The sequence below is a fragment of the Streptomyces sp. NPDC047081 genome, from assembly GCF_040643775.1.
In the GTDB taxonomy this organism is placed as follows: domain Bacteria; phylum Actinomycetota; class Actinomycetes; order Streptomycetales; family Streptomycetaceae; genus Streptomyces.
The window spans coordinates 24,938-49,455 of record NZ_JBEYUY010000027.1 but is presented as its reverse complement, the minus strand read 5'-3'; the positions used below and the strand labels follow the sequence as shown (position 1 = coordinate 49,455).

The following is a 24,518-nucleotide window of genomic DNA, read 5'->3' as shown; positions in this document are numbered from 1 at the left end:
ACATAGGGCGCACAGGAGGCGCACGATGCGTGTCGTAAGCCCCCTGTGCACCCCTCCCGAGGGGTATCCCTCAGGCGAGACCGAGTCGCTCGGCCGCGGTGGCCGCGTCGACCGGGACGGTGACCGGCTGCGGGGCGCCGGCGACGGCCCAGTCGGGGTCCTTCAGACCGTTTCCGGTCACGGTGCACACGATCGTCTGCCCCGGATCGACCTTGCCCTGCTCGGCGGCCTTCAGCAGACCGGCGACGGACGCGGCGGACGCGGGCTCCACGAAGACGCCCTCCTGAGCGGCCAACAGCCGGTAGGCGCGCAGGATCTCACGGTCCGTCACCTCGTCGATGAGGCCGCCGGACTCGTCGCGCGCGGCGAGCGCGAACTGCCAGGACGCCGGGTTGCCGATGCGGATGGCGGTGGCGATGGTCGAGGGGTCCTTGACGACCTCGCCGCGCACGATCGGGGCGGAACCGGAGGCCTGGAACCCCCACATCCGGGGGGTCCTGGAGGCGACGCCGTCACCGGCGTACTCCTTGTAGCCCTTCCAATAGGCCGTGATGTTGCCCGCGTTGCCGACCGGGAGGACGTGGATGTCGGGTGCGTCGCCGAGCATGTCGACGATCTCGAAGGCGGCCGTCTTCTGGCCCTCGATACGCACGGGGTTGACCGAATTCACCAGCGCCACGGGGTAGTTCTCGCTGAGCGAGCGGGCGAGCGTGAGGCAGTCGTCGAAGTTGCCGTCGACCTGGAGGATCTTGGCGCCGTGCACGAGCGCCTGGCCCATCTTGCCGAGCGCGATCTTGCCCTGCGGGACGAGAACGGCCGAAACCATGCCGGCGCGCACCGCGTAAGCGGCGGCGCTCGCCGAGGTGTTGCCGGTGGAGGCGCAGATGACGGCCTGCGCGCCCTCCTCCTTGGCCTTCGTGATGGCCATGGTCATCCCGCGGTCCTTGAAGGACCCCGTGGGGTTCGCGCCCTCGACCTTGAGGTGAACCTCACAGCCCGTGCGCTCGGAGAGCACCTGCGCGGGCACGAGGGGCGTACCGCCCTCGCGGAGCGTCACGACCGGCGTAGTGTCGGAGACGGGCAGCCGGTCCCGGTACTCCTCGATGATTCCGCGCCACTGGTGGGTCATTGCTGGTTACTCTCCTTCAACCCGCATGATGCTGGCGACACCCCGCACGGTGTCGAGCTTGCGCAGCGCCTCGACGGTCCCGGAGAGGGAGGCGTCGGAGGCCCGGTGGGTGACGACGACGAGAGAGGCCTCGCCGTCCCCTTCTGGACGACCTTGCTGCCGAACCGTATCGATGGAAACCCCGTGCTCCGCGAACACGGTCGCGACCTGGGCGAGAACACCCGGTTTGTCGGCGACATCGAGGCTGATGTGGTAGCGGGTGACGACGTCCCCCATTCCCGACACGGGCAGCGCGGCATACGCCGACTCGCCGGGCCCCGTTGCCCCGCTGAGCCGGTTGCGGCAGACGGCGACGAGGTCGCCGAGCACGGCCGAGGCGGTGGGCGCACCGCCCGCGCCGGGGCCGTAGAACATGAGCTGTCCGCTCGCGTCGGACTCGACGAACACGGCGTTGTAGGCGCCGCGCACGGAGGCCAGCGGGTGGCTCAGCGGGATCATCGCGGGGTGCACGCGCGCGGTGACGGACCCGCCGTCCCCGGCCCGCTCGCAGATGGCGAGCAGCTTGATGGTGCAGCCCATGTTCTTCGCCGAGGCGAAGTCGGCGGCGGTGACCTCGGTCATGCCCTCGCGGTAGACGTCGTCGAGGCGCACGCGCGAGTGGAAGGCGATGCCGGCGAGGATGGCGGCCTTGGCGGCGGCGTCGAAGCCCTCGACGTCGGCGGTGGGGTCGGCTTCCGCGTACCCCAGGGCGGTGGCCTCGTCGAGGGCCTCCTGGTAGCCGGCCCCCGTGGAGTCCATCTTGTCGAGGATGAAGTTGGTGGTCCCGTTGACGATCCCGAGCACCCGGTTGACCTTGTCACCGGCCAGCGACTCCCGCAGCGGCCGGATCAACGGAATCGCACCCGCGACGGCGGCCTCGTAGTAGAGGTCCCTGCCGTGCTGCTCGGCGACGGCATGCAGGGCGGCACCGTCCTGGGCGAGAAGCGCCTTGTTGGCGGAGACGACGGACGCACCATGCTCGAAGGCGGTGGTGATGAGCGAACGAGCGGGCTCGATGCCCCCGATGACCTCCACCACGACATCAATGTCGCCGCGTTTGACGAGGGCGGTGGCGTCGGTGGTGACCAGGGAGGGGTCGATCCCCTCACGCACCTTGGAGGGCCGCCGCACCGCGACCCCCGCGAGCTCCACGGGGGCCCCGATCCTGGCGGCGAGGTCGTCGGCGTGCGTCGTCATGATGCGCGCCACCTCTGAGCCGACAACCCCACAGCCCAGCAGCGCCACCTTCAGCGGACGCGTACGCATCATCCGACCTCGTTTCCTCATACCGTCTACGGTTGGACCAGTCTCACTCACCGGACGGGACTTTCTGCCCTTCGTCCGGATCGTGAGACATCTATTTCATTTGTACGGGGGTGGAAGACCGGAGATCTTCCAGCGCTGATGTTCTCAGCCGACGTCGAGCCGCAGCAGGTCCTCCTCCGTCTCGCGCCGGACGATGACCCTGGACGCGCCGTCGTTGACGGCGACGACCGGCGGGCGCAGGACGTGGTTGTAGTTGCTCGCCATGGACCGGCAGTAGGCACCCGTGGCCGGTACGGCGATGAGGTCACCCGGTGCCAGGTCGGCCGGCAGGAACGCGTCCTTGACCACGATGTCCCCGCTCTCGCAGTGCTTGCCGACGACGCGGGCGAGCATGGGCTCGGCGTCGCTCGTCCGGGACACGAGAGCGACGCTGTACTCGGCGTCGTACAACGCGGTCCGGATGTTGTCGGACATGCCCCCGTCGACGGAGACGTAGGTCCGCAGCCCGTCGAGGGGCTTGATGGTGCCGACCTCGTAGAGAGTGAAGGCGGTGGGCCCGACGATGGCGCGCCCCGGCTCGACGGAGATCCGAGGGGTCCGCAGCCTGGCGGCGTCACACTCCCGGCTGACGATCTCGGTGAGCGCCTTGGCGATCTCGTGGGGTTCACGGGGATCGTCGTCGGAGGTGTAGGCGATACCCAGCCCACCTCCAAGGTCAATCTCCGGCAGCTCGACGCCGTGCTCGTCGCGGATGTCCTTGAGCAGCCCGACCACGCGGTGGGCGGCGACCTCGAAGCCGGACATGTCGAAGATCTGCGACCCGATGTGGCTGTGGATGCCGATGAGTTCGAGGGAGTCGAGCTGGAGGGCCCGCCGCACGGCCTCGGCGGCCTGTCCGCCGGCGAGCGGAATCCCGAACTTCTGGTCTTCATGGGCGGTGGCGATGAACTCGTGGGTGTGAGCCTCCACACCCACGGTGATACGGATCTGCACGCGCTGCCGCTTGCCCAGCTCCCGCGCGATGTGGGCGACGCGGACGATCTCCTGGAAGGAGTCGAGGACGATACGGCCCACGCCGGCGGTGATCGCGCGGTGGATCTCTTCCTTGGACTTGTTGTTGCCGTGGAAGGCGACGCGGTCGGCGGGCATGCCGGCGGAGAGGGCGGTGGCGAGTTCGCCGCCGGAACATACGTCGAGGTTGAGCCCTTCCTCGTGCAGCCACCGCACGACGGCACGGGAGAGGAAGGCCTTGCCGGCGTAGAAGACGTCGGCGTCGGCCCCGAAGGCGGCCCGCCAGGCGCGGGCGCGGGCGCGGAAGTCGGCCTCGTCGAGGACGTAGGCGGGGGTGCCGTACTCCTCGGCGAGGGTCTTGACGTCGATGCCGCCGACGGTCGCGACGCCGTCCTCGTCCCGGGCGACCGTCTGGGACCAGACCTTGGGGTCGAGGGTGTTGAGGTCGGCGGGCGGAGCGGAGTAGTGCCCCTCGGGAAGGACGTCGGCGTGACGGGGCCCGGCGGGGTGTGCGGAACGGCTCATCTGCTTCGTGACTTTCTGGTGGCTTCTCTGGGGGCTGCTGGGGCCGTTGGCTGGGGTGGGTGGCGCTGGGGGCTTGTCCAGTGGCTGGGGGGTGGGCTTGTCCGGTGGCTGCGTCTGTAGCTGTGACTACGGCTGTAGCTGTAGCTGTAGCTGTAGCTGCGGCTGACGCTGTCGCTATGGCTTCGGCTGTAGCTGCGGGTGCGGGCTGCGGCTGAAGCAGGGGTACGGGTACCGCTGCGGCTGCGTGCAGTTGATGACCGTGGCTGAACCTGGCCCCTGGCCCTGGTCGGGCTTGTCCAGTGACTTCCAGTCGGCGGCGGCTCCAGTGGCTTCTAGAGGTGGTCGGGTGCGTCGATGCCGAGCAGGGACAGGCCGCCGGCCAGCACCGTCCCGGCGGCTTCGGCGAGCGCGAGCCGGGCGCGGTGGGCGGCCGAGGGTTTCTCGTCGCCGCGCGGGAGGACGGTGGGCAGGAGGGCGAGGACGGCATCGGCGACGGTGACGAGCTGCCGGGTGAGGCGGTCGGGGGAACGGCGGGTGGCGGCGGTGGTGAGGATGCGGGGGTGGTCGGCCAGGGCGGTGACCAAGGGGGTGACGAGGGAGGTGATGTCGGGGTGCCGGGACGTGATGAGGGGGGTGACGTCGGGATGGCGAGACGCGACGAGGGGGGTGACGTCGGGATGCCGGGGAGCGGCGGGCTGGGGGCGCCGGGGCCCGCCGGACTTCGGAGGGCTCGCGTCGAGGGGCTCGGGGTGCGGGATTCTGCTCGGTTCGAGGTGCCGGATGTCGGCGGGCTCGGGGGGTCGGGGGCCGCGGGCCTCGGGGCGCGGAGTGCTGTTGGGGGCGCGGTGACTGGCGTCGACGGCCTCAGCGTGCGGGCTTCCGCCGGGTTCGAGGTGCCTGGCGTCAATGGCTTCGGGGTCCCGGGGGTCGCCCGGCTCGCTGGAGAAGCCCAGGTCGGCGGCGTTGCGGCTGAGGGCCCGGGTGCGGGCGTGGGCGTAACGGACGCGGAAGAGCGGGTTGCTCTCGCGCTGGACGAGGTGCTCGGCGGTGATACGGGGCCGGTCGTGAGCGGCGGGGTGCAGCAGCGCCCAGCGGGCGGCGTCGGGGCCCAGAGGGGCGGGGTCCTCCGGGGCCGGGACGGGACGGAGGTTGACCGGTTCACGGTGATCGACCTCGGCGCGACCGCCCTGGGAGGCGATGATGCGGCTGAGGGCGTCGGCGAGAACGTCGGCCCGGACGTCGTCGTACGGGATCCGCAGCTCGACGGTCTCCCCGGCGAGGACGTCGGAGTGACCGTAGGCGGCCCCCGCCCGCAGGATGTCCGTCACGAGCGCGGCCTCGGCGGAGACCACGTCCTCTCCGAGGCTGATGTTGAGGAACCCGGGCCCGGTGAGGGTGACGTCGGCGATGCCGTCGGCTGCGGCGAGATGCTGCCGGAGGATCTCGGCGACGTCGCGCGGCGCGCGGCCGGCCGGGCGGGCGAGCTGGAGGGCGATGTTGGTGGCGTAGTCCCCACAGCCCCCGGGCCCGGGCGGCGCAACCACGGCCCGTACCGGAACGGCAACACTCAGCTCCCCCTCGTCGACAGCACGACGCACCGCGCGCAGCACGGTGTGGGAAAGCTCGACGGGGGTCACGGGACAAGCGTATGGGAGGAGGGGGGTGGGTAGGCGAGCTGGTTTGGGGAGGGTCCGGGATGTGGGACGGGGTGGGTGCCGGGCGAGGGCCAGGCGGTGGTGGGGCGGGGCGGGGGCTTGTCCGAGGCGGCGGGATCGGCCTTGCTGCGACTGGGCGCGACTCGGTCACTGGGGCCGGGGGCTTGGTGTGGTGAAGCCAGCGCCGGGAGGGACTAAGGCTTAGGCGCCCGACGAGAGGCCGGCGGCTCAGACACCCAGCGGGAGGACGCCTCAGGCACCGGCACGTCCGGCGCGCTCGGCCTCCCCAACCCCGAAGACGGACTCAACCCCTGAATCCTCGCCCCTTCCTCTCCCACTCCCACTCGCCCTCCGCTCGATCAACTGCTTTACGAGGCGTACGAGTTCGGCGGGCTCGAAGGGCTTGGCGAGGAAGGCGTCGACACCGACGTCGAGGCCGGTCTCGACCTCGTAGGAGGTACAGGCGCTGATGATGGCGAGAGGAAGGTCACGGGTACGGGGGTCGGAACGCAGCCGCGCGGCAGTCCGCAGCCCGTCGAGCCGCGGCATGACGACATCGAGTGTCACGACATCGGGCCGCACCTGATGAACGACATCCAGACACTCGGCACCATCGGCCGCGGTCACGACCTCGAGCCCCTCGAGCTCGAGATTGACCCTGATCAACTGCCGGATGACCTTGTTGTCGTCCACAACAAGCACCCGACCCGACGCGCCTGGCACAACTCGAGAGTAGGTCGACACCGGCCACCGCGTCCGGCTTTTCCCCACTTCCAACCTGCGCGAGGGACACCTCCCAATCGGCACGGCGACCACGGTGACAGCCTGTACGGCCCCCGCACAAAGAGCCGAAGCCAACCCCCACCCACGGGCTACGCCCCCGCCCACCTACACCCATCACCCTGCACCGACGCCCGGGCCGACGCCAGGAAACCCGTTCATGAACACCCTGTTGGAGCTGGTAGGGTTCTACCCGTCGCCGCACACACAACGCAGCGGCCACGCCCCCGTAGCTCAGGGGATAGAGCAACGGCCTCCGGAGCCGTGTGCGCAGGTTCGAATCCTGCCGGGGGCACCTTGAATGAGGTGCCCAGAGACCCCGACATCAGTGGAAACGCTGAGGCCGGGGTCTTCGCGTACGTGCAGGCGGACGCTGTCGAGAGCAGCTGTTTCCGGTGATCACGCCATGACAGCCCGATGATCTTTACGGCCTTCCGGTACACGCTGGCCATATGTGAGGTGCCGCAGTGCGAGGCCCTTCGTGCCGGGTGCGTGTGTCGACGGTCTTCGACGAACGTCCTTGGTCCCGCCCCGAGCCATCGCCTACATGGGAGGGGTTCGCACCAGTAGAGCCCAGCCTGGGCAGGATGAGATACGACGCCGAACTTGTGGCCTGCCGGAAATCTGAGGCAGTTGAGTGGTTTCTCGGCGATCCTGGCTGCCTCCACGTATCCGGCGGAATTCCCTGGACACCTCATCGCCTTTCGCCGACCAATCCACGAGGTCGGAACAGTTCACGACTCTACGGCTGAGCCAGGTCAATGCGATCCACGGTGCTGTCGAAATACCGGCTGATGGACAGCATGGGCGTCGTAACCGGTCTCCTGGAATACAAGCTGGTCGCGAAAGGCGTGCTGATGAGTGCCTCACGGTTCGGTAGAGCTAGCCGCGACTTCGGCCGGCAGCATGGTCGACTTCAGCTCGTCGAAGGGTCCGAGTTGACGTACCTCATCAGGGAGCGGCTCGGAAAGGACGTCATTCCTGGGTCGGTTCCAGCCAAGCGCCGCCCCTGACGACCACCCCCTCCGATAGGGTGCCGGGCCATGGTGAATGGCAACGCGGTGCCGGAGAAAGTGACTTCCCGGGCGGTCGTCGTGAGCCGGGTGAGTCCGACAACGAGGCCCAGGGCCGATGACCGCCCGCCGTTCCTCGCCGATCTCCCGCACGAGGAGGGTCATCCCGAGCCCTGTCCCTTCCGGATGATCTGTCACACCGCCGATCACCACGGTGAACTGATCCCGTCGCGGGAGATCACCGAGGAGGCATGGTTCCGCTACTCCGATCGAGGGCGGGTCTCGGTCGTCGATGAGATCGTCTTCGCCGTCCTTCACGAGGCCGGTGGCTTCCCTGATCGGGAGGTGATCGCGTGGTCGCTGTGCTGAGCCGGCGCCTCGCGCGAGAACCTCGCGTTTGAGTTTGAGGCCGTTGCGGGTGTAAGCCCTTGGCTGGGAAGGTAGTTGAGCCCGGGTTGCCTCACGCCGTGCGCTTGCGTGACGGCGTCTTCTTCGCCGGTGCTGATTTCTTCGCCGTCGTCTTCTTCGCCGTCTGTGTGGATTTCGACGTCGACTTCTTCGCCGACGTCGTTGTCTTCTTCGCCGTCGTCTTCTTTCCGGCCGCCGTCGACGTCGACTTCTTGCCCGTCGTCTGTTTCGGAGTCGCCCGGGCCGACTTCCGGGCCGGTAGGCGTCTCACCTCGGCTTCTGCCTCGGCCTCCCCGGCCTCCTCTCCCCGCGACTTCTTCGCCGCGCTCACGCTCTTCTCCAGCGCCGCCATCAGGTCCAGGACCTTGCCGCCCTTCGCCGGTTCCGGGGCCTCGGGTGGGGTCTCGCCCGCCGCCTTCGCCGCTACGACCTCCTCCAAGGCCTCGCGGTACTCGTCGTGGAGTTCGTCTAGGTCTATTTCGCCCAGGGTGTTCATGAGGGCGTCCGCCAGGTCGAGTTCCTTGTCGTTGACGGTGACGTTCGTGTCGGGGGCGACGCCCTCGGGAGCGCGGACCTCGTCCGGCCACAGGAGGCCGTGCATGGCGATCGCGTCGTCCACGACGCGGAGCATGCCCAGGCGTTCGCGGCCTCGCAGGGCGTACTTGGCTATCGCCACCTTGTTGCTGCGCTTCAGGGCCTCGCGGAGCAGGGTGTACGGCTTCGCCGCCGGGGCGCCGCCTGCCGCCAGGTAGTACGACGCGTCCATCTGGAGGGGGTCTATGCGGTCCGCCGGCACGAAGGCCACGATCTCGATCGTCTTCGCCGTGGGGAGGGGGAGGTGGGACAGGTCCTCGTCCGTGATCTGGATGATCGAGCCGTCGGCATCCTCGTAACCCTTGCCGATCTCGGCGGACGTGACCTCCCTGTCCTCCAGTTCGCAGAACTTGCGGTAGCGGATGCGGCCGCCGTCCTCCAGGTGGATCTGGCGGAAGGAGATCGAGCGGCTCTCGGTGGCGTTCACCAGCTTGATCGGGATGCTGACCAGGCCGAAGGAGATGGCTCCGTTCCATATGGATCTCACCTGCGGCACCCGCCCTTTCGGTGGCGTGACTCCGGTTTCGTGGCATTTGCGTGAGATTCTTATCTTATGACGCCCATCACGGAGGTGGACGGGAGACGGCTCGCCCTCAGCAACCTGGAGAAGGTGCTCTATCCGGAGACCGGGTTCACCAAGGGCGAGGTGCTGCACTACTACGCCGTCAACGCCGAGGCGATCCTTCCCCACCTGCGGGACCGGCCCGTCTCCTTCCTGCGGTATCCGGACGGGCCTGACGGGCAGGTGTTCTTCACCAAGAACGTGCCTCCGGGTACGCCCGACTGGGTCACCACCGCCGAGGTGCCGCGGTCGGAGGGGCCGGCCCGGATGGTGCTCGTGCAGGATCTGCCGAGTCTGATGTGGGCCGCCAATCTGGTGACGGAATTCCATACGCATCAGTGGGTCGCCCAGGATCCCGGCGCCGCCGACCGGATCGTCTTCGACCTCGATCCCGGTGCTCCCGCGACCGTCGTCGACTGCTGCCGGGTCGCCCTGTGGCTGCGCGAACGGCTCGCGGACGACGGCATCGACGCCTTCGCCAAGACTTCCGGGTCCAAGGGACTGCACCTGCTCGCCGCCGTACGATCCGCCTCGTCCGAGCAGGTCAGCGAGTACGCCAAACAGCTCGCCGTCGAGGCCGAGCGGGCCATGCCGCGGCTGGTGCTGCACCGGATGACCCGGAGCCTGCGGCCCGGGAAGGTCTTCGTCGACTGGAGCCAGAACGCGGCCCGGAAGACCACCGCCACGCCCTACACCCTGCGCGCCCGGCCGGAGCCCACCGTCTCGGCGCCGGTCACCTGGAGCGAGGTCGAGGCCTGCACGGCGCCGGACCGGCTGGCCTTCCAGGCACCTGACATCGCGCCCCGCCTACAGGACTACGGCGACCTGCTCGCACCGCTCCTCGACTCGCGTGCCGCCGGCCGGCTGCCCTGAGCCCTCGGCCCGGCGGGCAGCAATAAAGCGCAGTAAAGCGTCGTAAAGCGCCATTAAGCGTTGTAAACAGCTCCAACGGGTGCACCCCACCCGCCGTTTTGCGGGCACCTCTGACCAAGGGGGACACCGGCACGCCCGCACGCACCAAGGAGCAGCATGGAAGCTCGACCACGCACCCGTCCACGTACCCGCACCCGCACCCTCGCGGTAAGCCTCACCGCCCTCGCCCTCGCCGCCCTCCCCTGGGCACCCGAGGCGGCCACCGCGGCCCCGCGGCCCGTGCCGGGCGCCGGTGTCGTCAGCGACTGGAACAGGACCGCCGTCGACGTCGTCTTCGGCGACGCCAAGCGGCCGACCGCCGAGCCGTTCCTCTGGTACGGCTTCGTCCAGGCCGCCGTCTACAACGCGGTGGTCGGGATCGAGGGCCGGTACGCCGAATACAAGTGGGACGTACGAGGGCCGCGCAACGCCTCCTCCGAGGCCGCCGCCGCTGCCGCCGCGCACCGGATCCTCCTCACCTACTTCCCGGCCTCGCAGAAGCGCATCGAGGCCGCGTACACCGCCTCGCTCGCCAAGATCCCCGACGGGAAGGCCGAGCGAGACGGGGTCGCCTTCGGGGAGAAAGCCGCCGCGCACATCGTGCGGCTGCGCGAGGGTGACGGTCGGGGCGCGCCGGTCACCTTCGACAAGCCGCCCGCACCCGGCGTCTGGCGGCCCACCCTGCCCGCCGACGCGCCGATGGTCGACCCGTGGCTCGCGAAGGTGCGGCCCATGGTGCTGAACTCCTCCGATCAGCTGCGGCCCGGTCCCCCGCCGGCGCTGACCTCGAAGACGTACACGAAGGACTTCGCCGAGGTGAAGGCGATGGGCGCGCGGACCGGGTCCGGGCGGACCGACGCGCAGACCGAGACCGGGCGGTTCTTCGGTGACGTGCTGCCGGTGCAGTTCCAGGCGGCCTACCGCGGGTACGTCGAGCGGCACGGGCTGGACATCGTGGAGGCGGCGCGGCTGTTCGCGGCCACCGGTACGGCGACCGCCGACGCGTCGATCACCGCGTGGAACACCAAGCTGACGTACGGCCAGTGGCGGCCCATCACGGCGGTCCGGCTCGCGGACACCGACGGCAACCCCGCCACCTCGCCCGACCCGGACTGGCTGCCGCTGCTGGACACGCCCGCCTACCCGGACTACATGAGCGGCCACTGCACCAACGACGGCGCCACGATGAAGGTCCTGTCCCGGCTGACCGGCGGCGACATCGACTTCCGTATCTCCTCGGCCGTCACGGGCACCACCCGGACGTACACGAGCGCCGCGGACTACAACCGGGACGTGATCAACGCCCGGGTCTGGGCCGGCATCCACTTCCGGACCAGCGACATCGTGGCCAACGACGTCGGCACCCGCATCGGCGCCTGGACCCTCGACCACTACTTCAAGCCGCTCCACTAGCCGAAGGTCACACCCGCGTCCACGTCCCCCGGTCCCGGGCCATCGCGTGCAGCGCCTCCACGTCCGCCGGCTTCAGTACGCCGCCGGTGCGGGCGAGGCCCTCGACCTCCGTGTCGCGGAGGACGCGGACCTCGCGCAGGGGGGCCGTGACGGCGACGTCCGCCGGGCCGACCAGGGCCAGCACCGGGTGGACCTCGGCCGTGAGGGCGTAGGACGCGCGGTCGGCGTCGGCGCGCACGCGGCGCAGCAGCGGGTGGGGGTCGCGGCGCCCCAGGGTGACCATGGGGTCCGCGACCGTCACCCGCTGTTTGCGGGCGTACAGGGTGTGTACGGCGAACAGGCCGCCGGGGCCGATCGCCAGGTGGTGGACGCGGTCGCCCCCGGGGAGCGGGATGGAGTGCAGGGCGTGCCAGCCCGCGCCGTCCAGCCGGTCCAGGGCCTCGCCCACCGCCTGCTCCGCCGCGAGGGCGCGGCGGCGCGGGTCCGGGCGCAGCCGGTGGTTCGGGCCCGGCTCGCGGTCCAGGGCGACCAGCAGCGCCTCGCCGGGGCGGTTGGGCGCCAGGTCGTCGTCCGGGTGCAGGGAGAGCCGCGCCAGCTCGGCCGGGGTCGGCACCGCCGGCGGGCCCACGGTCACCGGTCCGGTGATGAAGGGGCCGAGGACCTCCAGCACCTCCTCCTGCTCGTCCTCGCTGAGCAGGTTGACCCTGGCCGCCTCACGGTCGTACCAGGCGATGTTCCGTCCGTCCGTCTGGCACACGTAGAGCCGCTCCTGACCGTGTCGCCAGGTCGGTATGACGCGCAGTCCGTTCATGCACCATCACCCCTTGACCATGGGAACAGGCGGGGTGCTCTGCGGGCAAGAACCCGGTTACCTTTGACAGGAGTTGGGAGGGGGACTTGGGGAGGCGTGTTTGCGTACCCGCAGGAAGCAGCCCGACGTACCGGCCCCGGACGACCCGTGGAGCGAGATCGTGCCCGGCCTGTGGATGGGCGGGCACGAGTTCCGGGGGCGTTCCGGACAACTTGAATTCGCCGTCGTACGCGATGAGTTCGATCTCGTACAGACCCTGCTACGGCTGCCCGGTCACGGTCCCGATCCGGGCGTCGAACACCATGTGTGGCCCATTCCGGACGGGCCGCTGGACGGGACCCAGCTCGCGGGGGTGATCCGGCTGGCACAGGCCGCGAGCGAGGCGATGGACGAGGGCCGCGAGGTCCTCGTCCGCTGTTACCACGGCTACAACCGCTCGGGGCTCGTGGTCGCGCACGCCCTGGTGCGGCGGGGCCACTCCGCGGAGGAGGCGATCCGGCTGATCCGGGCCCGCCGCTCGCCGTGGGCGCTGCACAACGACCTGTTCGTCGACTATCTGCGGGCGGGTCTGCCGACGGCCCGGCTGCTGGAGGAACTCGCCGAGTAACGTTTCCCCGCACGCATGAGCACAACATGAGCACAACAGGTCTCCTCGCGCGCATGAACATGCCATGAGTGCACCATGAGTGCGCAAAAAGGACTTCCGTACGAATAGGGTGTACGGGCCGTCGACATCCCGCACCCCAGGAGCACAGTGCAGCCCAGCCGCCCCGTCCGCCTCCTCCGCACCGTGGCCGCCGTCGGCGTGCTCGCGGCGGGCGCGGTGGCCTGCGGTGACGCGGGCGGCCTGGAGGGCGCGGGGTCGACGCCGACCGCGACCAGCCCGGCCAAGCTGTGGCCGGATCTCACCCCCGCCGCCAGCCCCGCCTGGAACTACGACAACGGCGAGTCGGAGGCCATGGAGGGCGTCACCGCGCCCGGCGACGACATCCGCAAGGTGGATCCGGTCGCCGTGGTGAAGGCGGAGATCGCCCAGCACCCGGACGAGTACGCCGGCTCGAAGGCGCAGTACCGCGAGACCGTGCGCCGGATGGCCTACTGCGGGAAGAAGCCGGCGGACGACCGCTGCCCGCTGCTCAAGGCGTACTACCGGGACGTCACCGGCGACGGCCACGCCGACCTCACCCTGGGCTTCCGGCTGCTGCCGGGCAACCAGACCGCCGTACGCGTCTACACCGTCGAGGGCGGCCGGGTGGTCCAGGTGATGTCCAACGACGACGCGGTGAGCAGCGTCGAGCTGGCCGGGCACTCGGTGATCATCCACGCGCCGTCCGACCTCGCGGACTACGAGTACCGCTTCCAGTGGACCTGGGACCCCGAGCAGCAGGTCATGCTGCTCACCCACGACGAGATGCTGCACAACGGCAGGCGCGAGCGTCAGTCGACCCCGACCGTCTCCCCCTCGGCGAGCCCATGACCGGACTCACGCTCCCGCACTGGGCCGGCACACTCGCGGTGAAGGCCGCCGTGTTCATCACGGTGATGTGCTGTGCGCTGGCCGCGATGCTCGGCGTACTGGTGCACGTCTCAGTCACCAACCAGACCGTCGGGCAGGCCCGCGACCTCGCGCTGTCCCGGCTCGCGGACGCGACGAAGGCGTACCAGGCCGGGGACACGCTGCTGCCGGGCGCGGGGGTGGATCCGCCGGGACTGCCGGACGCGCTGCGCTCGCTGGCGGTGGAGGGGGACCGAGGCACGATGGTCTCCGAGCACCGCGGGCATCCGACGATGTGGGCGGCGGGGCCGGCCGACCGCAACCGGGCCCTCGCGGTCGAGGTCGACTACTCGCAGCAGGCCCGCACGATCGCCGCGCTCGACCGGTCGATCCTGTGGTCGTCGGGGCTGGCGATCGGGGTGACGCTGCTGGTCGGGGCGTTCGCGGTGACCCGGGTGACGCGGCGGCTGCACGCGACCGCGCGGGTCGCGCGGCGGATCAGCGCGGGCGACCTGGACGCGCGGGTCGCCGACGCGCGGGCCCAGGATCCGACACGGCCGCAGGACGAGGTGGCGGCGGTCGCCGCCGCGCTGGACTCCATGGCCGCGTCCTTGCAGGGGAAGCTGCTGAGTGAGCAGCGGTTCACTGCGGATGTCGCGCATGAGTTGCGGACGCCGCTCACGGGGTTGCACGCGGCGGCGGAGTTGTTGCCGCCGGGGCGGCCGACGGAGCTGGTGCGGGACCGGGTGGCCGCGCTGCGGACGCTGACCGAGGACCTGCTGGAGATCTCTCGGCTGGACACCGGGCGTGAGCGGCTGGAGCTGGACGCCGAGGAGTTGGGGGCGCTGGCCTCGCGGGTGGTGCGGGCGTCGGGGACCGATACGGAAGTCGTCGTGGTGCGGGACGCTCGGGTGGAGACGGATCGGCGGCGGCTGGAGCGGGTGCTGGGGAATCTCGTGGCCAACGCGCACAAGCATGGGCGGGGGCCGGTGTCCGTGACGGTGGATGGGCCTGTGGTGGTGGTGCGGGATCACGGGGACGGGTTTCCGGAGTATCTCGTTGAGCATGGGCCGCAGCGGTTTCGGACGGAGGGGGGCGCGAAGGGGCATGGGCTGGGGCTGACCATTGCGGTGGGGCAGGCGGAGGTTTTGGGGGCTCGGCTTGAATTCGCCAACGCCGTGGGTGGTGGGGCCGTGGCGCGACTGACGCTGAGTGGGGGCTGATCGCGCCCACGCGGCGGAGCCGCAAATTGATGCAGCCCCGCGCCCCTAAAAAACTCCACGGCTGGCCCAACCCGGAAAGCCGCCCTCGGTCAACACTCCTAATGTGGCGGTAAGTCAGGTTCGTCCCCTTCGTGGAGGTAACACCCCATGTTCCTGCGCTCCGCCTTCAGCCGTCTCGCCATAGCCACCGCCGCCGGTGCCCTCATCACCTCCGTCGTCGCCACTCCCGCGCTCGCCGACGACGAGTGGGACGAGGGGGGTGGCGACCCGGGGTTCAGCCAGCAGGACGACCGTGGGGACTGGGACCACGGTGAGCACCACCACAACCCGCGGCTGTACCGCGGGGTCGTCACCGCGAGCGAGCTGTTTCTGCGCAGTGCGCCGAACCGTGGCAGCCAGGTGATCCGCGTGGCCTTCCGGGGCGAGCACGTCTCGATCTTCTGCAAGACCGTCGGGCAGAACATCCAGGGCAACAACCGCTGGTACCTCCTCACCGACGGCACCTGGGCCTGGGGTTCGGCCCGGTACATCGACACCATCGGGCCCACGCCACGCTGGTGCTGAGGCCCTGAGGTCGCAAGACGCACTATTTGGGTAGGTTCCGGACATGACCAACGCCGGAACCACCGTGGCCACAGCGGATTCCCCCGCTCCCGCGGTACGCCTCCCCCGGCGCCGTGGCATCGAGCTGGCCCTCATCGTCCTCGCCGTCCTGCTCTCGGTGTACGGCTACTGCGACGTCGGCCTCGCCAAGAACGGCACCGTCCCGCCCGGCGCCGCCGGTTACGGCGCCGGGCTCGGCGTGCTCGCGCTCCTCGCGCACATCGCCGTACGGCTGCGGGCGCCGTACGCCGATCCGCTGCTGCTGCCGATCGGCGTCCTGCTCAACGGCCTCGGCCTGGTCCTGATCTACCGGCTCGACCTGGAGACCCCCGGCGACCGGGCCGCGCCCACCCAACTCGTCTGGTCCACGCTGGGCGTGACCCTGTTCATCGTGGTGGTGCTGGTCCTGCGCGACCACCGGGTCCTGCAGCGGTACTCGTACGTCTGTGTCGTCGCCGCGCTCGTACTGCTGCTGCTCCCGATCCTCTTCCCGGCCGTCAACGGCGCCCGGATCTGGATCCGGATCGCCGGATTCTCCATCCAGCCGGGCGAGTTCGCGAAGGTGCTGCTCGCCGTCTTCTTCGCCGCCTACCTGGCCGACAACCGCAACGCGCTCGCGTACGCGGGGCGCCGGGTGTGGTTCATGCAGCTGCCGACGGGGCGGGTGCTGGGCCCGATCGTCGCCATCTGGCTGCTGAGCGTGGGCGTGCTGGTGCTGGAGCGGGACCTGGGTACCTCGCTGCTGTTCTTCGGGCTGTTCGTCGTGCTGCTTTACGTCGCCACCGGGCGGACCGGGTGGATCGCCGTGGGCCTGCTGCTCGCCTCGCTCGGTGCCGTGGCCGTCGGCTGGCTGGAGCCGCACGTCCACAGCCGGGTCGAGGACTGGCTGCACCCCTTCGCGTCCATCGACGCGGGCCAGGGGCCGAACCAGCTCGCCCAGTCGCTCTTCGCCTTCGCGGCGGGCGGCATCCTCGGCACCGGCCTTGGCCTCGGCCACTCGATCCTCATCGGATTCGCCGCCAAGTCGGACTTCATCCTGGCCACGGCGGGCGAGGAGCTGGGGCTCGCGGGGCTGTCGGCGATCTTCCTGCTGTACGGGCTGCTGGTGGAGCGCGGCTACCGGGCGGGGCTGTCGCTGCGGGAACCTTTCGGCCGGCTGCTCGCGGTCGGGCTGGCCTCGATCGTGGCGCTCCAGGTGTTCGTGATCGCCGGCGGGGTGTGCGGCCTGATCCCGCTCACCGGCATGGCGATGCCCTTCCTCGCCCAGGGCGGCTCCTCGGTCGTCACCAACTGGGCGATCGTGGCCCTGCTGATCCGCGTCAGCGACTCAGCCCGCAGCCAGTACGACGGCGAGGTCGCCCCATGACGAGGTACATCCGGCACGCGGCCGTCTTCTGCGCCCTCCTCCTGGCCGCCCTCCTCGTCAACGCCACCCGCATCCAGATCGTCCAGGCCGGCCACTACGACGACAACCCGGCCAACCGCCGCTCCACGATCGCCCGTTACGACCAGAAGCGCGGCAACATCCTCGTCGGCGGCAAGCCGGTCACCGGCTCCCGGGACACCGGAGAGCAGCTCCGCTACGAACGGACGTACACGAACGGCCCGTTGTACGCCCCCGTCACCGGCTTCGCCTCGCAGGTCTATGGCACCACGCTCCTGGAGCACACCGGGGACGCGGTGCTGTCCGGGACCGACCCGCTGCTCACGCCGTTCCCGCTGTGGAACGACCTGACGCGGGCGCAGAACCCGGGCGGGAACGTCATGACCACGCTCAACAGGGCGGCGCAGGAGGCGGCTTACGAGGGGCTGGGGGGCCGGAAGGGGGCGGTGGCCGCCGTCGAGCCCTCGACGGGGCGGGTGCTGGCCCTGGTGTCCAGTCCTTCCTACGATCCCGCCGTGCTGTCGGGGAACTCGGCGGCCACGGAGCGGTCCTGGGCGCGGCTGAACTCGGATCCCGACAAGCCGATGCTGAACCGGGCGGTGCGGCAGACGTATCCGCCGGGCTCCACCTTCAAGGTGGTCACCGCGGCGGCGGCGCTGGACGCGGGGGTCGTCACGGATGTCGACAAGCCGACCGACTCGCCCGATCCGTACACCCTGCCGGGTACGTCGACCTCGCTGACGAACGAGGGGGACGGGTGCGCGGACGCCTCGCTGCGGGCCGCGTTCGAGTGGTCGTGCAACACGGTGTTCGCCAAGCTGGGCGTGGACGTCGGGGTGGCGGACATGGCGGCCACGGCGGAGGACTTCGGGTTCAACGACACGGGGCTGCGGATCCCCTTCTCGGTCGCGCCGAGCACCTTCGACACCTCGGTGGACAAGGCGCAGCTGGCGCTGTCGTCGATCGGGCAGTACAACACGCGGGCCACACCGCTGCAGATGGCGATGGTCGCGGCGGCGGTGGCCAACGGCGGGCAGGTGCGGGCGCCCTATCTGGTCGAGCGGACGACGACGGACGACGGGGACACGGTGTCCACGCCCGGTTCGCGGCCGGTGCGGCAGGCGATGCACCCGGCAACGGCCGTACGGATGAAGGAACTCATGGAGGACGTGGTCACGGAGGGCACCGGCACGAACGCGGCGATCCCCGGCGCGACGGTCGGCGGCAAGACCGGGACCGCCCAGCACGGCCTCGGCAACTCCGGTACGCCGTATGCCTGGTTCGTGTCGTGGGCGCAGGGGGAACGTGATCTGGAGCCGAAGGTCGCCGTCGCCGTGGTGGTGGAGGACGCGTCCGCGGACCGGGGGGACATCACCGGGGGCGGGGTCGCGGCGCCGATCGCGCGGGCCGTGATGGAGGCGGTGCTCGGTTCGTGAGACGGGGGTACCGAAGGCCACAACTCCCGACCTAACGTTCGGTACATGACTTCAGTTGCCGCGTACGAACTCGCCCAGGTCAACATCGGACGGCTCAAAGCCCCGCTGGACTCACCGCAGTTGAAGGACTTCGTCGACAACCTCGACCCCGTGAACGCCGACGCGGACGCCGCGGACGGATTCGTCTGGCGGCTGCAGAGCGAGGGTGGCGACGCGACGGACATCGCCGTCTTCGGCGACGAGTGGCTGATCATCAACATGTCGGTGTGGCGGGACACCAACGCGCTGACGGCCTTCATGTACCAGGGCCGCCACCGGGAGATGCTGGCCCGGCGCAGGGAGTTCTTCGAGCGCGTGCAGGAGGCCATGACGGCCCTGTGGTGGGTGCCGGCGGGGCACCGCCCGACGGTGGCGGAGGCGGAGGACCGCGTCCTCCACCTGCGCACGAACGGCCCCACGCCGTACGCCTTCACGCTCCGGACGTCCTTCCCGCCGGGGACGGAAGAGCCGGTCGCCGGCGAGGTCCCGGAGGACCTGGGCTGCCCGGTCTAGCGGGCGCTTCCGGCGGTGGCCGTCAGCCTTCCGTCGCCCCCGCCTCGATCGCCTCCCGTACCTCCGTCACCCGCGCCTGCTCCTCCGCCGCGAAGCGTTCCGCGTCCAGTTTCTCCGCGATCTCCTCGTCCTGGGCCATCAGCAGGTCCAGGTTCGAGTTGCCCATCTCGAAGACGCCCATGTCGACGTACGCCTGCTGCAGCCGTTTGCCCCACAGCCCGATGTCCTTGACGCACGGGACGATCCGGGAGAACAGCAACTGGCGGAACAGGGCCAGGAATTCGGAGTTCTCGCTGTACTCCTCCGCCTCGGCCGTGGGGATGCCGAAGTTCTCCAGGACCTCGACCCCGCGCAGCCGGTCCCGCATCAAGTAGCAGCCCTCGATGACGAATTCCTCGCGCTCGCGCAGTTCCGCGTCGGTGAGCTGCTTGTAGTAGTCGCGCAGCGCCATGCGGCCGAACGCCACGTGCCGGGCCTCGTCCTGCATGACGTAGGCGAGGATCTGCTTCGGCAGCGGCTTGTCCGTCGTATCCCTGATCATGCCGAAGGCGGCCAGCGCCAGGCCCTCGATCAGCACCTGCATGCCGAGGTAGGGCATGTCCCAGCGGCTGTCGCGCAGGGTGTCGCCGAGCAGCGACTGGAGGTTGTCGTTGATCGGGTACAGCATCCCGATCTTCTCGTGCAGGAAACGGCCGTAGATCTCCGCGTGCCGTGCCTCGTCCATCGTCTGCGTGGCCGAGTAGAACTTCGCGTCCAGGTCGGGGACGGATTCGACGATCCGCGCCGCGCAGATCATCGCGCCCTGCTCGCCGTGCAGGAACTGGCTGAACTGCCAGGCGGCGTAGTGCTTGCGCAGCTCGCCCTTGTCCTTGTCGGTCATCCTGGCCCAGTGCTTGGTGCCGTACAGGGACATGGACTCGTCGGGGGTGCCGAGGGGGTCGTACGGATCGACTTCGAGATCCCAGTCGATACGGGTCTGCCCGTCCCACTGCTTGTCCTTGCCCTTCTGATACAGGGCGAGCAGTCGGTCGCGGCCGTCGTCGTACTCCCAGCTGAAGCGCGCCGCGCCGGTCGCCGGCACCTGCCAGTGGGGCTCGCCCGGGTCCATGGCGTACAGGTCGTAAGTCGGCATGTTCCGCAGGCTCACACGTGGTAGACGCGGGGTCAACAAGTCGCGCACGGGGGATTGACGCGCTTGCTGACAAGCAGTCTCATAAGCGGTGGAGGATGTGACCCCGGGTAACAGAGGTGGGAGAACCATGACGACCCTGACGGAAGCCGACGCGCTGGAAGGACTGCGCGACGCGCTCGGGCTGCTCAAGGACCGCGAACAGGTGGCCGAACGGCTGCTCGCCTCCTCCGCGAAGCACTCCTTCGACCCGGACAAGGAACTCGACTGGGACGCGCCCTTCGAGGACGGGAAGTGGTTCTGGCCGCCGGAGCTGGTCTCGCTGTACGACACGCCGCTGTGGAAGCGGATGGGCGAGGAGCAGCGGATTCTGCTCTCGCAGCACGAGTCCGCGGCGCTGGCCTCGCTCGGGATCTGGTTCGAGCTGATCCTCATGCAGCTGCTGGTGCGGCACATCTACGACAAGGCGGCGACGACCGCGCACGTGCGGTACGCGCTGACCGAGATCGAGGACGAGTGCCGGCACTCGAAGATGTTCGCGCGGCTGATCGAGCGGGGGGACGCGCCCTGGTATCCGGTGTCGCGGGTCCACCAGAACCTCGGCCGGCTGTTCAAGACGATCTCGACGACTCCGGGGTCCTTCACGGCGACGCTGCTGGGTGAGGAGGTCCTGGACTGGATGCAGCGGCTGACGTTCCCGGACGAGCGGGTGCAGCCGCTGATCCGGGGGGTCACGCGGATCCATGTGGTCGAGGAGGCCCGGCATGTGCGGTACGCCCGTGAGGAGCTGCGGCGGCAGATGGTGACCGCACCCCGGTGGTCGCAGGAGTTCACGCGGGTCACGTCCGGGGAGTTCGCCCGGGTGTTCTCGGTCGCCTTCGTGAACCCGGAGGTGTACACGAATGTGGGGCTGGACAAGCGGGAGGCGCTGGCGCAGGTGAAGGCGAGCGGGCATCGGCGGGAGGTCATGCAGACGGGCGCGAAGCGGTTGACCGACTTTCTGGATGACATCGGGGTGCTGCGGGGGGCCGGGCGGCGGTTGTGGAAGAGCTCGGGGCTGCTGGCCTGAGGGCGGGTGCGGGCCGGTGGGGGTTGGTCGCGCCCCTTGAATGGGTCCAGCAACGCCAACCTAAGGGGCGCGGGGAACTGCGCGACCAGCCACGACGTACCCGCAGACGGCCGACTACCCTGCGAGGCATGACCCCGCCCGCCGCCCCCGCCTACCGTCGGCTCAGTGTCGAGGAGCGCCGCAGCCAGCTCCTCGACGCCGCTCTCGGCCTCTTCGCGCACCGCGCGCCGGAAGACGTCTCCCTCGACGATGTGGCTGAAGCGGCAGGAGTCTCGCGACCCCTCGTGTACCGGTACTTCCCGGGCGGCAAGCAGCAGCTCTACGAAGCCGCGCTGCGATCCGCCGCCGATGAGCTCCAGCAGTGCTTCGACGAGGCTCGCGTCGGCCCCCTCCTCCCCCGGCTCGCCCGCGCCCTCGACCGTTACCTCGCCTTCGTCGACCAGCACGACGCCGGGTTCAGCGCGCTGCTGCAGGGCGGCAGCGTCGTCGAGACCTCCCGGACCACCGCCATCGTGGACGGCGTACGACGGGCCGCCGCCGAGCACATCCTCAGCCACCTCGGCGTCACCGACCCCGGCCTGCTGCTCCGCATGACCGTACGGATGTGGATCACGGCCGTGGAAGCCGCCTCGCTGATCTGGCTCGACGAGGACAAGCAGCCGCCGGTCGACGAACTGCGGGACTGGCTGGTCGAGCAGTTCGTCGCCGTGCTGTCCGTGACCGCCGACCGGGACCCGCAGACCGCCGCGCTGGTGCAGGCGCTCGCGGACGATGTCTGAGACTGGTGCCGTGAAGAGCGAACCGATCCCCTTCGAGGGCGGCCCCATGGACGGGCGCGTGCTGTCCGTCCTCGCCGGTGCCACCGGGCATCCGCCGAAGATCTACCGCATCCCGGTGCCCGACCCGGCCGGCGGCCCCGACACCGTCCTCGTCTACCGGCGCGTGCCGCGTGGCCACAGCAAGCGCCTCGGGATCCAGCAGGGCTGGAAGTACGCGTACGACCCGGAGGCCGGGCCGGACGCGGGCCGCCCGAGGTGGCCCTGGTCGAAACCGCACAGCAGGCCAGACGCCACGCCGGGCGGCAAGCCGGACGACACCGACGGGTGACCTTGTTGCGCCGAACCGAGCACACCCGGCGCGCGAAGCGCGAGCGTCCGTCTGAAGCTCGCGGTGCGGAGCAGAGGGGCTGCCCCGCACCGGAGGTGATGACGTGTCAGGAAGGCTTCTGCGTCTGGTGTGTACGGCGGCGGTGGCGGCCGGCACGGTCCTCGCACCGCTGCCCGCCGCGGCCGTACCCGAGCCGTCGCCCGCTCCCGAAGGACGGTCCGTCTCCCAGCTGCTGACGGACCTTCAGCGGCTGTACCGGGAGGCCGAGCAGGCCACCGAGACCTACAACGGGACCGCGGAGAAGCTCAAGAAGCAGCGGGCCGACGTCGACCGGCTGGACCGGGAACTGGCCCGCGTCCGGCTCTCCCTGCACGACAGCCGGGGGGCGGCGGGGCGGCTGGCCCGGCAGCAGTACCAGAACAGCACGGACATCTCGCCGTACGTCCGGCTGCTGCTGGCCCGTGATCCGCAGCAGGCGCTCGACGAGGGCCATGTCATCGGGCAGTTGGCGCGGGAGCGGGCCGAGACGGTCGGGCGGCTCACCGGGACCGAGAAGAAGGCCGGCGAACTGGCCAGGGAGGCCCGCAAGGCGCTCGACGGTCAACTCTCCCTCGCCGCACGGCAGAAGAAGGAACGGGACGAGGTCGAGAAGCGGCTGACGGACGTCGAGGAGCTGCTCGTCTCGCTCTCTCCCGAACAGGTCGCTGCCGTAAGCAAGTTGGAGCAGGACGGGGTCGCGAAGGCGCAGCAACACTTCATGGCTTCCGGGGCGCCGGCCGCGGAGAGCGAGCCCTCGCGCGAGGGCGACCGGGCCGTGCGGTACGCCGTGCAGCAACTCGGGAAGCCGTACGAGTGGGGGGCGGAAGGGCCGGCCTCGTACGACTGCTCGGGGCTGACGTCACAGGCCTGGGAGCACGCGGGGCTGCCGATCCCGCGGACCAGCCAGGAGCAGTGGGCGCGGCTGCCGCGGGTGCCGGTGAAGGAGCTGCGGCCGGGTGACCTGGTGATCTACTTCCCGGAGGCCACGCATGTGGCGATGTATCTGGGGGCGGGGATGGTGGTGCAGGCTCCGAGGACCGGCGAGCGGGTGAAGGTCTCGCCCGTCGCCTCCTACCCGATCCTCGGAGCCGTGCGGCCGGACGGCGCTCAGGCCCCGGTGACCGAGGCGAGGTAGGCCTCGGTCTTCTCGGGCTCGTAGAAGAAGTTCTCGAAGTCGGCCGGGTCGTCGAAGCCGTTGGCGAAGCGGTCGGCGACCGGCGGCAACTGGCCTGCCGCGCCGATGAGGCCCAGGATGTGCTCCGGCGGCGGGGACAGCATCGCGTTGGTCCACTTGGTGACGTGCTGGGCGGTGTCCCAGTAGCGGTCGAAGGTCGCCCGCATCCAGGCCTCGTCGAACTCCTTCTCGCCGTGGTCGAGGATCGAGGCGAGGTAGGAAGCGGCGCACTTGGACGCCGAGTTGGAGCCCTGGCCGGTGATCGGGTCGTTGGCGACCACGACGTCCGCGACACCGAGGACCAGGCCGCCGCCGGGGAGGCGGCCGATCGGGTTGCGGACGGTGGGGGCGTAGCGGCCGGCCAACGTGCCGCCGGCGTCGGTCAGTTCGGCCTTGGTGGCCCGCGCGTGCTCCCAGGGCGTGTACCGCTCCATGAGTTCCAGGGTCAGGGAGAGGTGCTCCGCCGGGTCCTTGACGCCGTTGAAGACGTCGAGCGGGCCGCCGGGTATGCCCTCCCAGAACAGGATGTCCGCCGGGCCGGAGGTGGTGAGTGTCGGCATGACGAAGAGCTCGCCGACGCCGGGGACGAGGTTGCAGCGGACCGCGTGGTGGTCCGGGTGCTCGGGGCGCGGGCCGAGCCCGTGCACGTACGAGACGGCGAGGGCCCGCTGCGGCTCGCTGTACGGCGAACGGGACGCGTCCCGGCCGAACATCGACACCAGCTCTCCCTTGCCCGCGGACACCATCACCAGGTCGTACGTACGGGAGAAGTAGTCGAGGTCGGAGACGGCCGCGCCGTGGATGACCAGCTGGCCGCCGCGCTGGGCGAAGGTCTCCATCCAGCCGGCCATCTTCACCCGCTGGTCGACCGACTGCGCGTACCCGTCGAGCCTGCCCACCCAGTCGATCGCACGGGCGGCCGGACCCTCGCTCCAGGAGCCGGGGGCCGCCACCGAGACGCCGAGTCCTTCGATCTTCGGGGCCTGGGACTCCCAGAAGTTCAGCTGGAGATCGCGCTCGTGCTGCAGCGCCGTGTGGAACATGCACTGCGTCGACATGACGCGGCCGGAGCGGATCTCGTCCGCCGTCCGGTTCGACATCAGGGTGACCTCGTACCCGTGCGACTGGAGGCCGAGGGCGAGCTGGAGACCGGACTGGCCGGCTCCTACGACGAGTATCTTCCGCATAC

The 24,518-nt window shown here is 70.2% G+C and carries 23 protein-coding genes and 1 tRNA gene; 15 read left to right on the top strand and 9 right to left on the bottom strand.

What is annotated here, in order from left to right; translation table 11 throughout:
• Positions 1-70 precede the first annotated feature (70 nt).
• The 5 genes from thrC to ABZ848_RS37525 all read right to left on the bottom strand — a co-directional run bounded on the left by thrC (position 71) and on the right by ABZ848_RS37525 (position 6,369).
• Entirely contained in the window at positions 71-1,129 is a 1,059-nt protein-coding gene (gene thrC, locus ABZ848_RS37545) for a threonine synthase (RefSeq protein ID WP_360839252.1), read from the bottom strand.
• Between the two features lie 6 nt (positions 1,130-1,135).
• On the bottom strand, positions 1,136-2,434 hold the full coding sequence (locus ABZ848_RS37540) for a homoserine dehydrogenase (protein ID WP_360839396.1): 1,299 nt from the start codon (positions 2,432-2,434) through the stop codon (positions 1,136-1,138).
• Positions 2,435-2,578: 144 nt separating this feature from the next.
• A complete protein-coding gene (gene lysA, locus ABZ848_RS37535) occupies positions 2,579-3,970 on the bottom strand; it encodes a diaminopimelate decarboxylase (protein WP_360839250.1) in 1,392 nt (463 codons plus the stop codon).
• Positions 3,971-4,302: 332 nt separating this feature from the next.
• Entirely contained in the window at positions 4,303-5,607 is a 1,305-nt protein-coding gene (gene nrtL, locus ABZ848_RS37530) for an ArgS-related anticodon-binding protein NrtL (RefSeq protein WP_360839248.1), read from the bottom strand.
• Positions 5,608-5,877: 270 nt separating this feature from the next.
• Positions 5,878-6,369, bottom strand: a complete 492-nt coding sequence (locus ABZ848_RS37525; protein ID WP_360839394.1) for a response regulator — start codon at positions 6,367-6,369, stop codon at positions 5,878-5,880.
• 259 nt (positions 6,370-6,628) lie between these two features.
• Here ABZ848_RS37525 and ABZ848_RS37520 point away from each other — a divergent pair.
• Both ABZ848_RS37520 and ABZ848_RS37515 read left to right on the top strand, forming a co-directional pair.
• Positions 6,629-6,700, top strand: a tRNA-Arg gene (locus ABZ848_RS37520).
• A gap of 748 nt (positions 6,701-7,448) precedes the next feature.
• On the top strand, positions 7,449-7,787 hold the full coding sequence (locus ABZ848_RS37515) for a DNA mismatch repair protein MutT (protein ID WP_360839247.1): 339 nt from the start codon (positions 7,449-7,451) through the stop codon (positions 7,785-7,787).
• 91 nt (positions 7,788-7,878) lie between these two features.
• Here the strand turns inward: ABZ848_RS37515 and ABZ848_RS37510 are convergent, their stop codons facing one another.
• Positions 7,879-8,916: a Ku protein gene (locus ABZ848_RS37510; RefSeq protein WP_360839246.1), complete on the bottom strand. Its 1,038-nt coding sequence runs from the start codon at positions 8,914-8,916 to the stop codon at positions 7,879-7,881.
• Between the two features lie 57 nt (positions 8,917-8,973).
• Between ABZ848_RS37510 and ligD the strand changes: the two genes are divergently transcribed.
• Positions 8,974-9,855, top strand: coding sequence for a non-homologous end-joining DNA ligase (gene ligD, locus ABZ848_RS37505; RefSeq protein WP_360839244.1), 882 nt, complete (start codon positions 8,974-8,976; stop codon positions 9,853-9,855).
• Between the two features lie 156 nt (positions 9,856-10,011).
• Positions 10,012-11,307, top strand: coding sequence for a vanadium-dependent haloperoxidase (locus ABZ848_RS37500; RefSeq protein WP_360839243.1), 1,296 nt, complete (start codon positions 10,012-10,014; stop codon positions 11,305-11,307).
• A gap of 7 nt (positions 11,308-11,314) precedes the next feature.
• Here ABZ848_RS37500 and ABZ848_RS37495 read toward each other — a convergent pair whose 3' ends face one another.
• Positions 11,315-12,118, bottom strand: a complete 804-nt coding sequence (locus ABZ848_RS37495; protein ID WP_360839241.1) for a nuclease-related domain-containing protein — start codon at positions 12,116-12,118, stop codon at positions 11,315-11,317.
• A gap of 100 nt (positions 12,119-12,218) precedes the next feature.
• Here ABZ848_RS37495 and ABZ848_RS37490 point away from each other — a divergent pair, with 100 nt between their 5' ends.
• The 7 genes from ABZ848_RS37490 to ABZ848_RS37460 all read left to right on the top strand — a co-directional run bounded on the left by ABZ848_RS37490 (position 12,219) and on the right by ABZ848_RS37460 (position 18,811).
• The gene (locus tag ABZ848_RS37490) at positions 12,219-12,725 is read left to right on the top strand and encodes a dual specificity protein phosphatase family protein (protein ID WP_242766285.1); all 507 of its coding nucleotides are present in this window, start codon (positions 12,219-12,221) and stop codon (positions 12,723-12,725) included.
• A gap of 147 nt (positions 12,726-12,872) precedes the next feature.
• Complete coding sequence (locus ABZ848_RS37485) at positions 12,873-13,595, top strand: hypothetical protein (protein ID WP_360839239.1); 723 nt, start codon at positions 12,873-12,875, stop codon at positions 13,593-13,595.
• A complete protein-coding gene (locus ABZ848_RS37480) occupies positions 13,592-14,836 on the top strand; it encodes a HAMP domain-containing sensor histidine kinase (RefSeq protein ID WP_360839237.1) in 1,245 nt (414 codons plus the stop codon). The genes ABZ848_RS37485 and ABZ848_RS37480 overlap by 4 nt, the downstream gene beginning before the upstream one ends.
• Positions 14,837-14,983: 147 nt before the next feature.
• Positions 14,984-15,400: an SH3 domain-containing protein gene (locus ABZ848_RS37475; RefSeq protein ID WP_360839235.1), complete on the top strand. Its 417-nt coding sequence runs from the start codon at positions 14,984-14,986 to the stop codon at positions 15,398-15,400.
• 43 nt (positions 15,401-15,443) lie between these two features.
• The gene (locus ABZ848_RS37470) at positions 15,444-16,805 is read left to right on the top strand and encodes an FtsW/RodA/SpoVE family cell cycle protein (RefSeq protein ID WP_360839233.1); all 1,362 of its coding nucleotides are present in this window, start codon (positions 15,444-15,446) and stop codon (positions 16,803-16,805) included.
• Entirely contained in the window at positions 16,802-18,259 is a 1,458-nt protein-coding gene (locus ABZ848_RS37465) for a penicillin-binding transpeptidase domain-containing protein (protein ID WP_360839231.1), read from the top strand. Before ABZ848_RS37470 ends, ABZ848_RS37465 begins: the two co-directional genes overlap by 4 nt.
• A 45-nt stretch (positions 18,260-18,304) precedes the next feature.
• Positions 18,305-18,811, top strand: a complete 507-nt coding sequence (locus ABZ848_RS37460; protein ID WP_360839229.1) for a DUF3291 domain-containing protein — start codon at positions 18,305-18,307, stop codon at positions 18,809-18,811.
• A 22-nt stretch (positions 18,812-18,833) separates the two neighbouring features.
• On the opposite strand, the gene ABZ848_RS37455 is transcribed toward ABZ848_RS37460, so the two are convergent.
• The gene (locus tag ABZ848_RS37455; protein ID WP_360839228.1) at positions 18,834-19,943 is read right to left on the bottom strand and encodes a ferritin-like domain-containing protein; all 1,110 of its coding nucleotides are present in this window, start codon (positions 19,941-19,943) and stop codon (positions 18,834-18,836) included.
• A gap of 127 nt (positions 19,944-20,070) precedes the next feature.
• Between ABZ848_RS37455 and ABZ848_RS37450 the strand changes: the two genes are divergently transcribed.
• The 4 genes from ABZ848_RS37450 (at position 20,071) to ABZ848_RS37435 (ending at position 23,290) form a co-directional block, all read left to right on the top strand.
• Positions 20,071-21,009, top strand: a complete 939-nt coding sequence (locus ABZ848_RS37450; protein ID WP_360839227.1) for a diiron oxygenase — start codon at positions 20,071-20,073, stop codon at positions 21,007-21,009.
• A 128-nt stretch (positions 21,010-21,137) separates the two neighbouring features.
• Positions 21,138-21,788 (top strand): TetR/AcrR family transcriptional regulator, encoded by a 651-nt coding sequence (locus ABZ848_RS37445; RefSeq protein WP_360839225.1) that lies wholly within the window; start codon positions 21,138-21,140, stop codon positions 21,786-21,788.
• 10 nt (positions 21,789-21,798) lie between these two features.
• The gene (locus ABZ848_RS37440) at positions 21,799-22,116 is read left to right on the top strand and encodes a hypothetical protein (protein WP_360839223.1); all 318 of its coding nucleotides are present in this window, start codon (positions 21,799-21,801) and stop codon (positions 22,114-22,116) included.
• 103 nt (positions 22,117-22,219) lie between these two features.
• Complete coding sequence (locus ABZ848_RS37435; RefSeq protein ID WP_360839221.1) at positions 22,220-23,290, top strand: NlpC/P60 family protein; 1,071 nt, start codon at positions 22,220-22,222, stop codon at positions 23,288-23,290.
• Here the strand turns inward: ABZ848_RS37435 and ABZ848_RS37430 are convergent.
• Positions 23,263-24,516, bottom strand: a complete 1,254-nt coding sequence (locus tag ABZ848_RS37430) for a styrene monooxygenase/indole monooxygenase family protein (RefSeq protein WP_360839219.1) — start codon at positions 24,514-24,516, stop codon at positions 23,263-23,265. The two genes, ABZ848_RS37435 and ABZ848_RS37430, sit on opposite strands and share 28 nt — an antisense overlap.
• Positions 24,517-24,518: the final 2 nt, after the last annotated feature.

Excerpts from the sequence above, each read along its gene's own strand:
- ABZ848_RS37515 (WP_360839247.1), top strand. The coding sequence starts at position 7,449 with ATGGTGAATGGCAACGCGGTGCCGGAGAAAGTGACTTCCCGGGCGGTC.
- ABZ848_RS37475 (WP_360839235.1), top strand. The coding sequence starts at position 14,984 with ATGTTCCTGCGCTCCGCCTTCAGCCGTCTCGCCATAGCCACCGCCGCC.
- ABZ848_RS37480 (WP_360839237.1), top strand. The coding sequence starts at position 13,592 with ATGACCGGACTCACGCTCCCGCACTGGGCCGGCACACTCGCGGTGAAG.
- ligD (WP_360839244.1), top strand. The coding sequence starts at position 8,974 with ATGACGCCCATCACGGAGGTGGACGGGAGACGGCTCGCCCTCAGCAAC.
- ABZ848_RS37495 (WP_360839241.1), bottom strand. The coding sequence starts at position 12,118 with ATGAACGGACTGCGCGTCATACCGACCTGGCGACACGGTCAGGAGCGG.
- ABZ848_RS37470 (WP_360839233.1), top strand. The coding sequence starts at position 15,444 with ATGACCAACGCCGGAACCACCGTGGCCACAGCGGATTCCCCCGCTCCC.
- lysA (WP_360839250.1), bottom strand. The coding sequence starts at position 3,970 with ATGAGCCGTTCCGCACACCCCGCCGGGCCCCGTCACGCCGACGTCCTT.
- ABZ848_RS37500 (WP_360839243.1), top strand. The coding sequence starts at position 10,012 with ATGGAAGCTCGACCACGCACCCGTCCACGTACCCGCACCCGCACCCTC.
- ABZ848_RS37450 (WP_360839227.1), top strand. The coding sequence starts at position 20,071 with ATGACGACCCTGACGGAAGCCGACGCGCTGGAAGGACTGCGCGACGCG.
- ABZ848_RS37430 (WP_360839219.1), bottom strand. The coding sequence starts at position 24,516 with ATGCGGAAGATACTCGTCGTAGGAGCCGGCCAGTCCGGTCTCCAGCTC.
- ABZ848_RS37455 (WP_360839228.1), bottom strand. The coding sequence starts at position 19,943 with ATGCCGACTTACGACCTGTACGCCATGGACCCGGGCGAGCCCCACTGG.
- ABZ848_RS37445 (WP_360839225.1), top strand. The coding sequence starts at position 21,138 with ATGACCCCGCCCGCCGCCCCCGCCTACCGTCGGCTCAGTGTCGAGGAG.
- thrC (WP_360839252.1), bottom strand. The coding sequence starts at position 1,129 with ATGACCCACCAGTGGCGCGGAATCATCGAGGAGTACCGGGACCGGCTG.
- ABZ848_RS37540 (WP_360839396.1), bottom strand. The coding sequence starts at position 2,434 with ATGCGTACGCGTCCGCTGAAGGTGGCGCTGCTGGGCTGTGGGGTTGTC.
- ABZ848_RS37460 (WP_360839229.1), top strand. The coding sequence starts at position 18,305 with ATGACTTCAGTTGCCGCGTACGAACTCGCCCAGGTCAACATCGGACGG.
- ABZ848_RS37465 (WP_360839231.1), top strand. The coding sequence starts at position 16,802 with ATGACGAGGTACATCCGGCACGCGGCCGTCTTCTGCGCCCTCCTCCTG.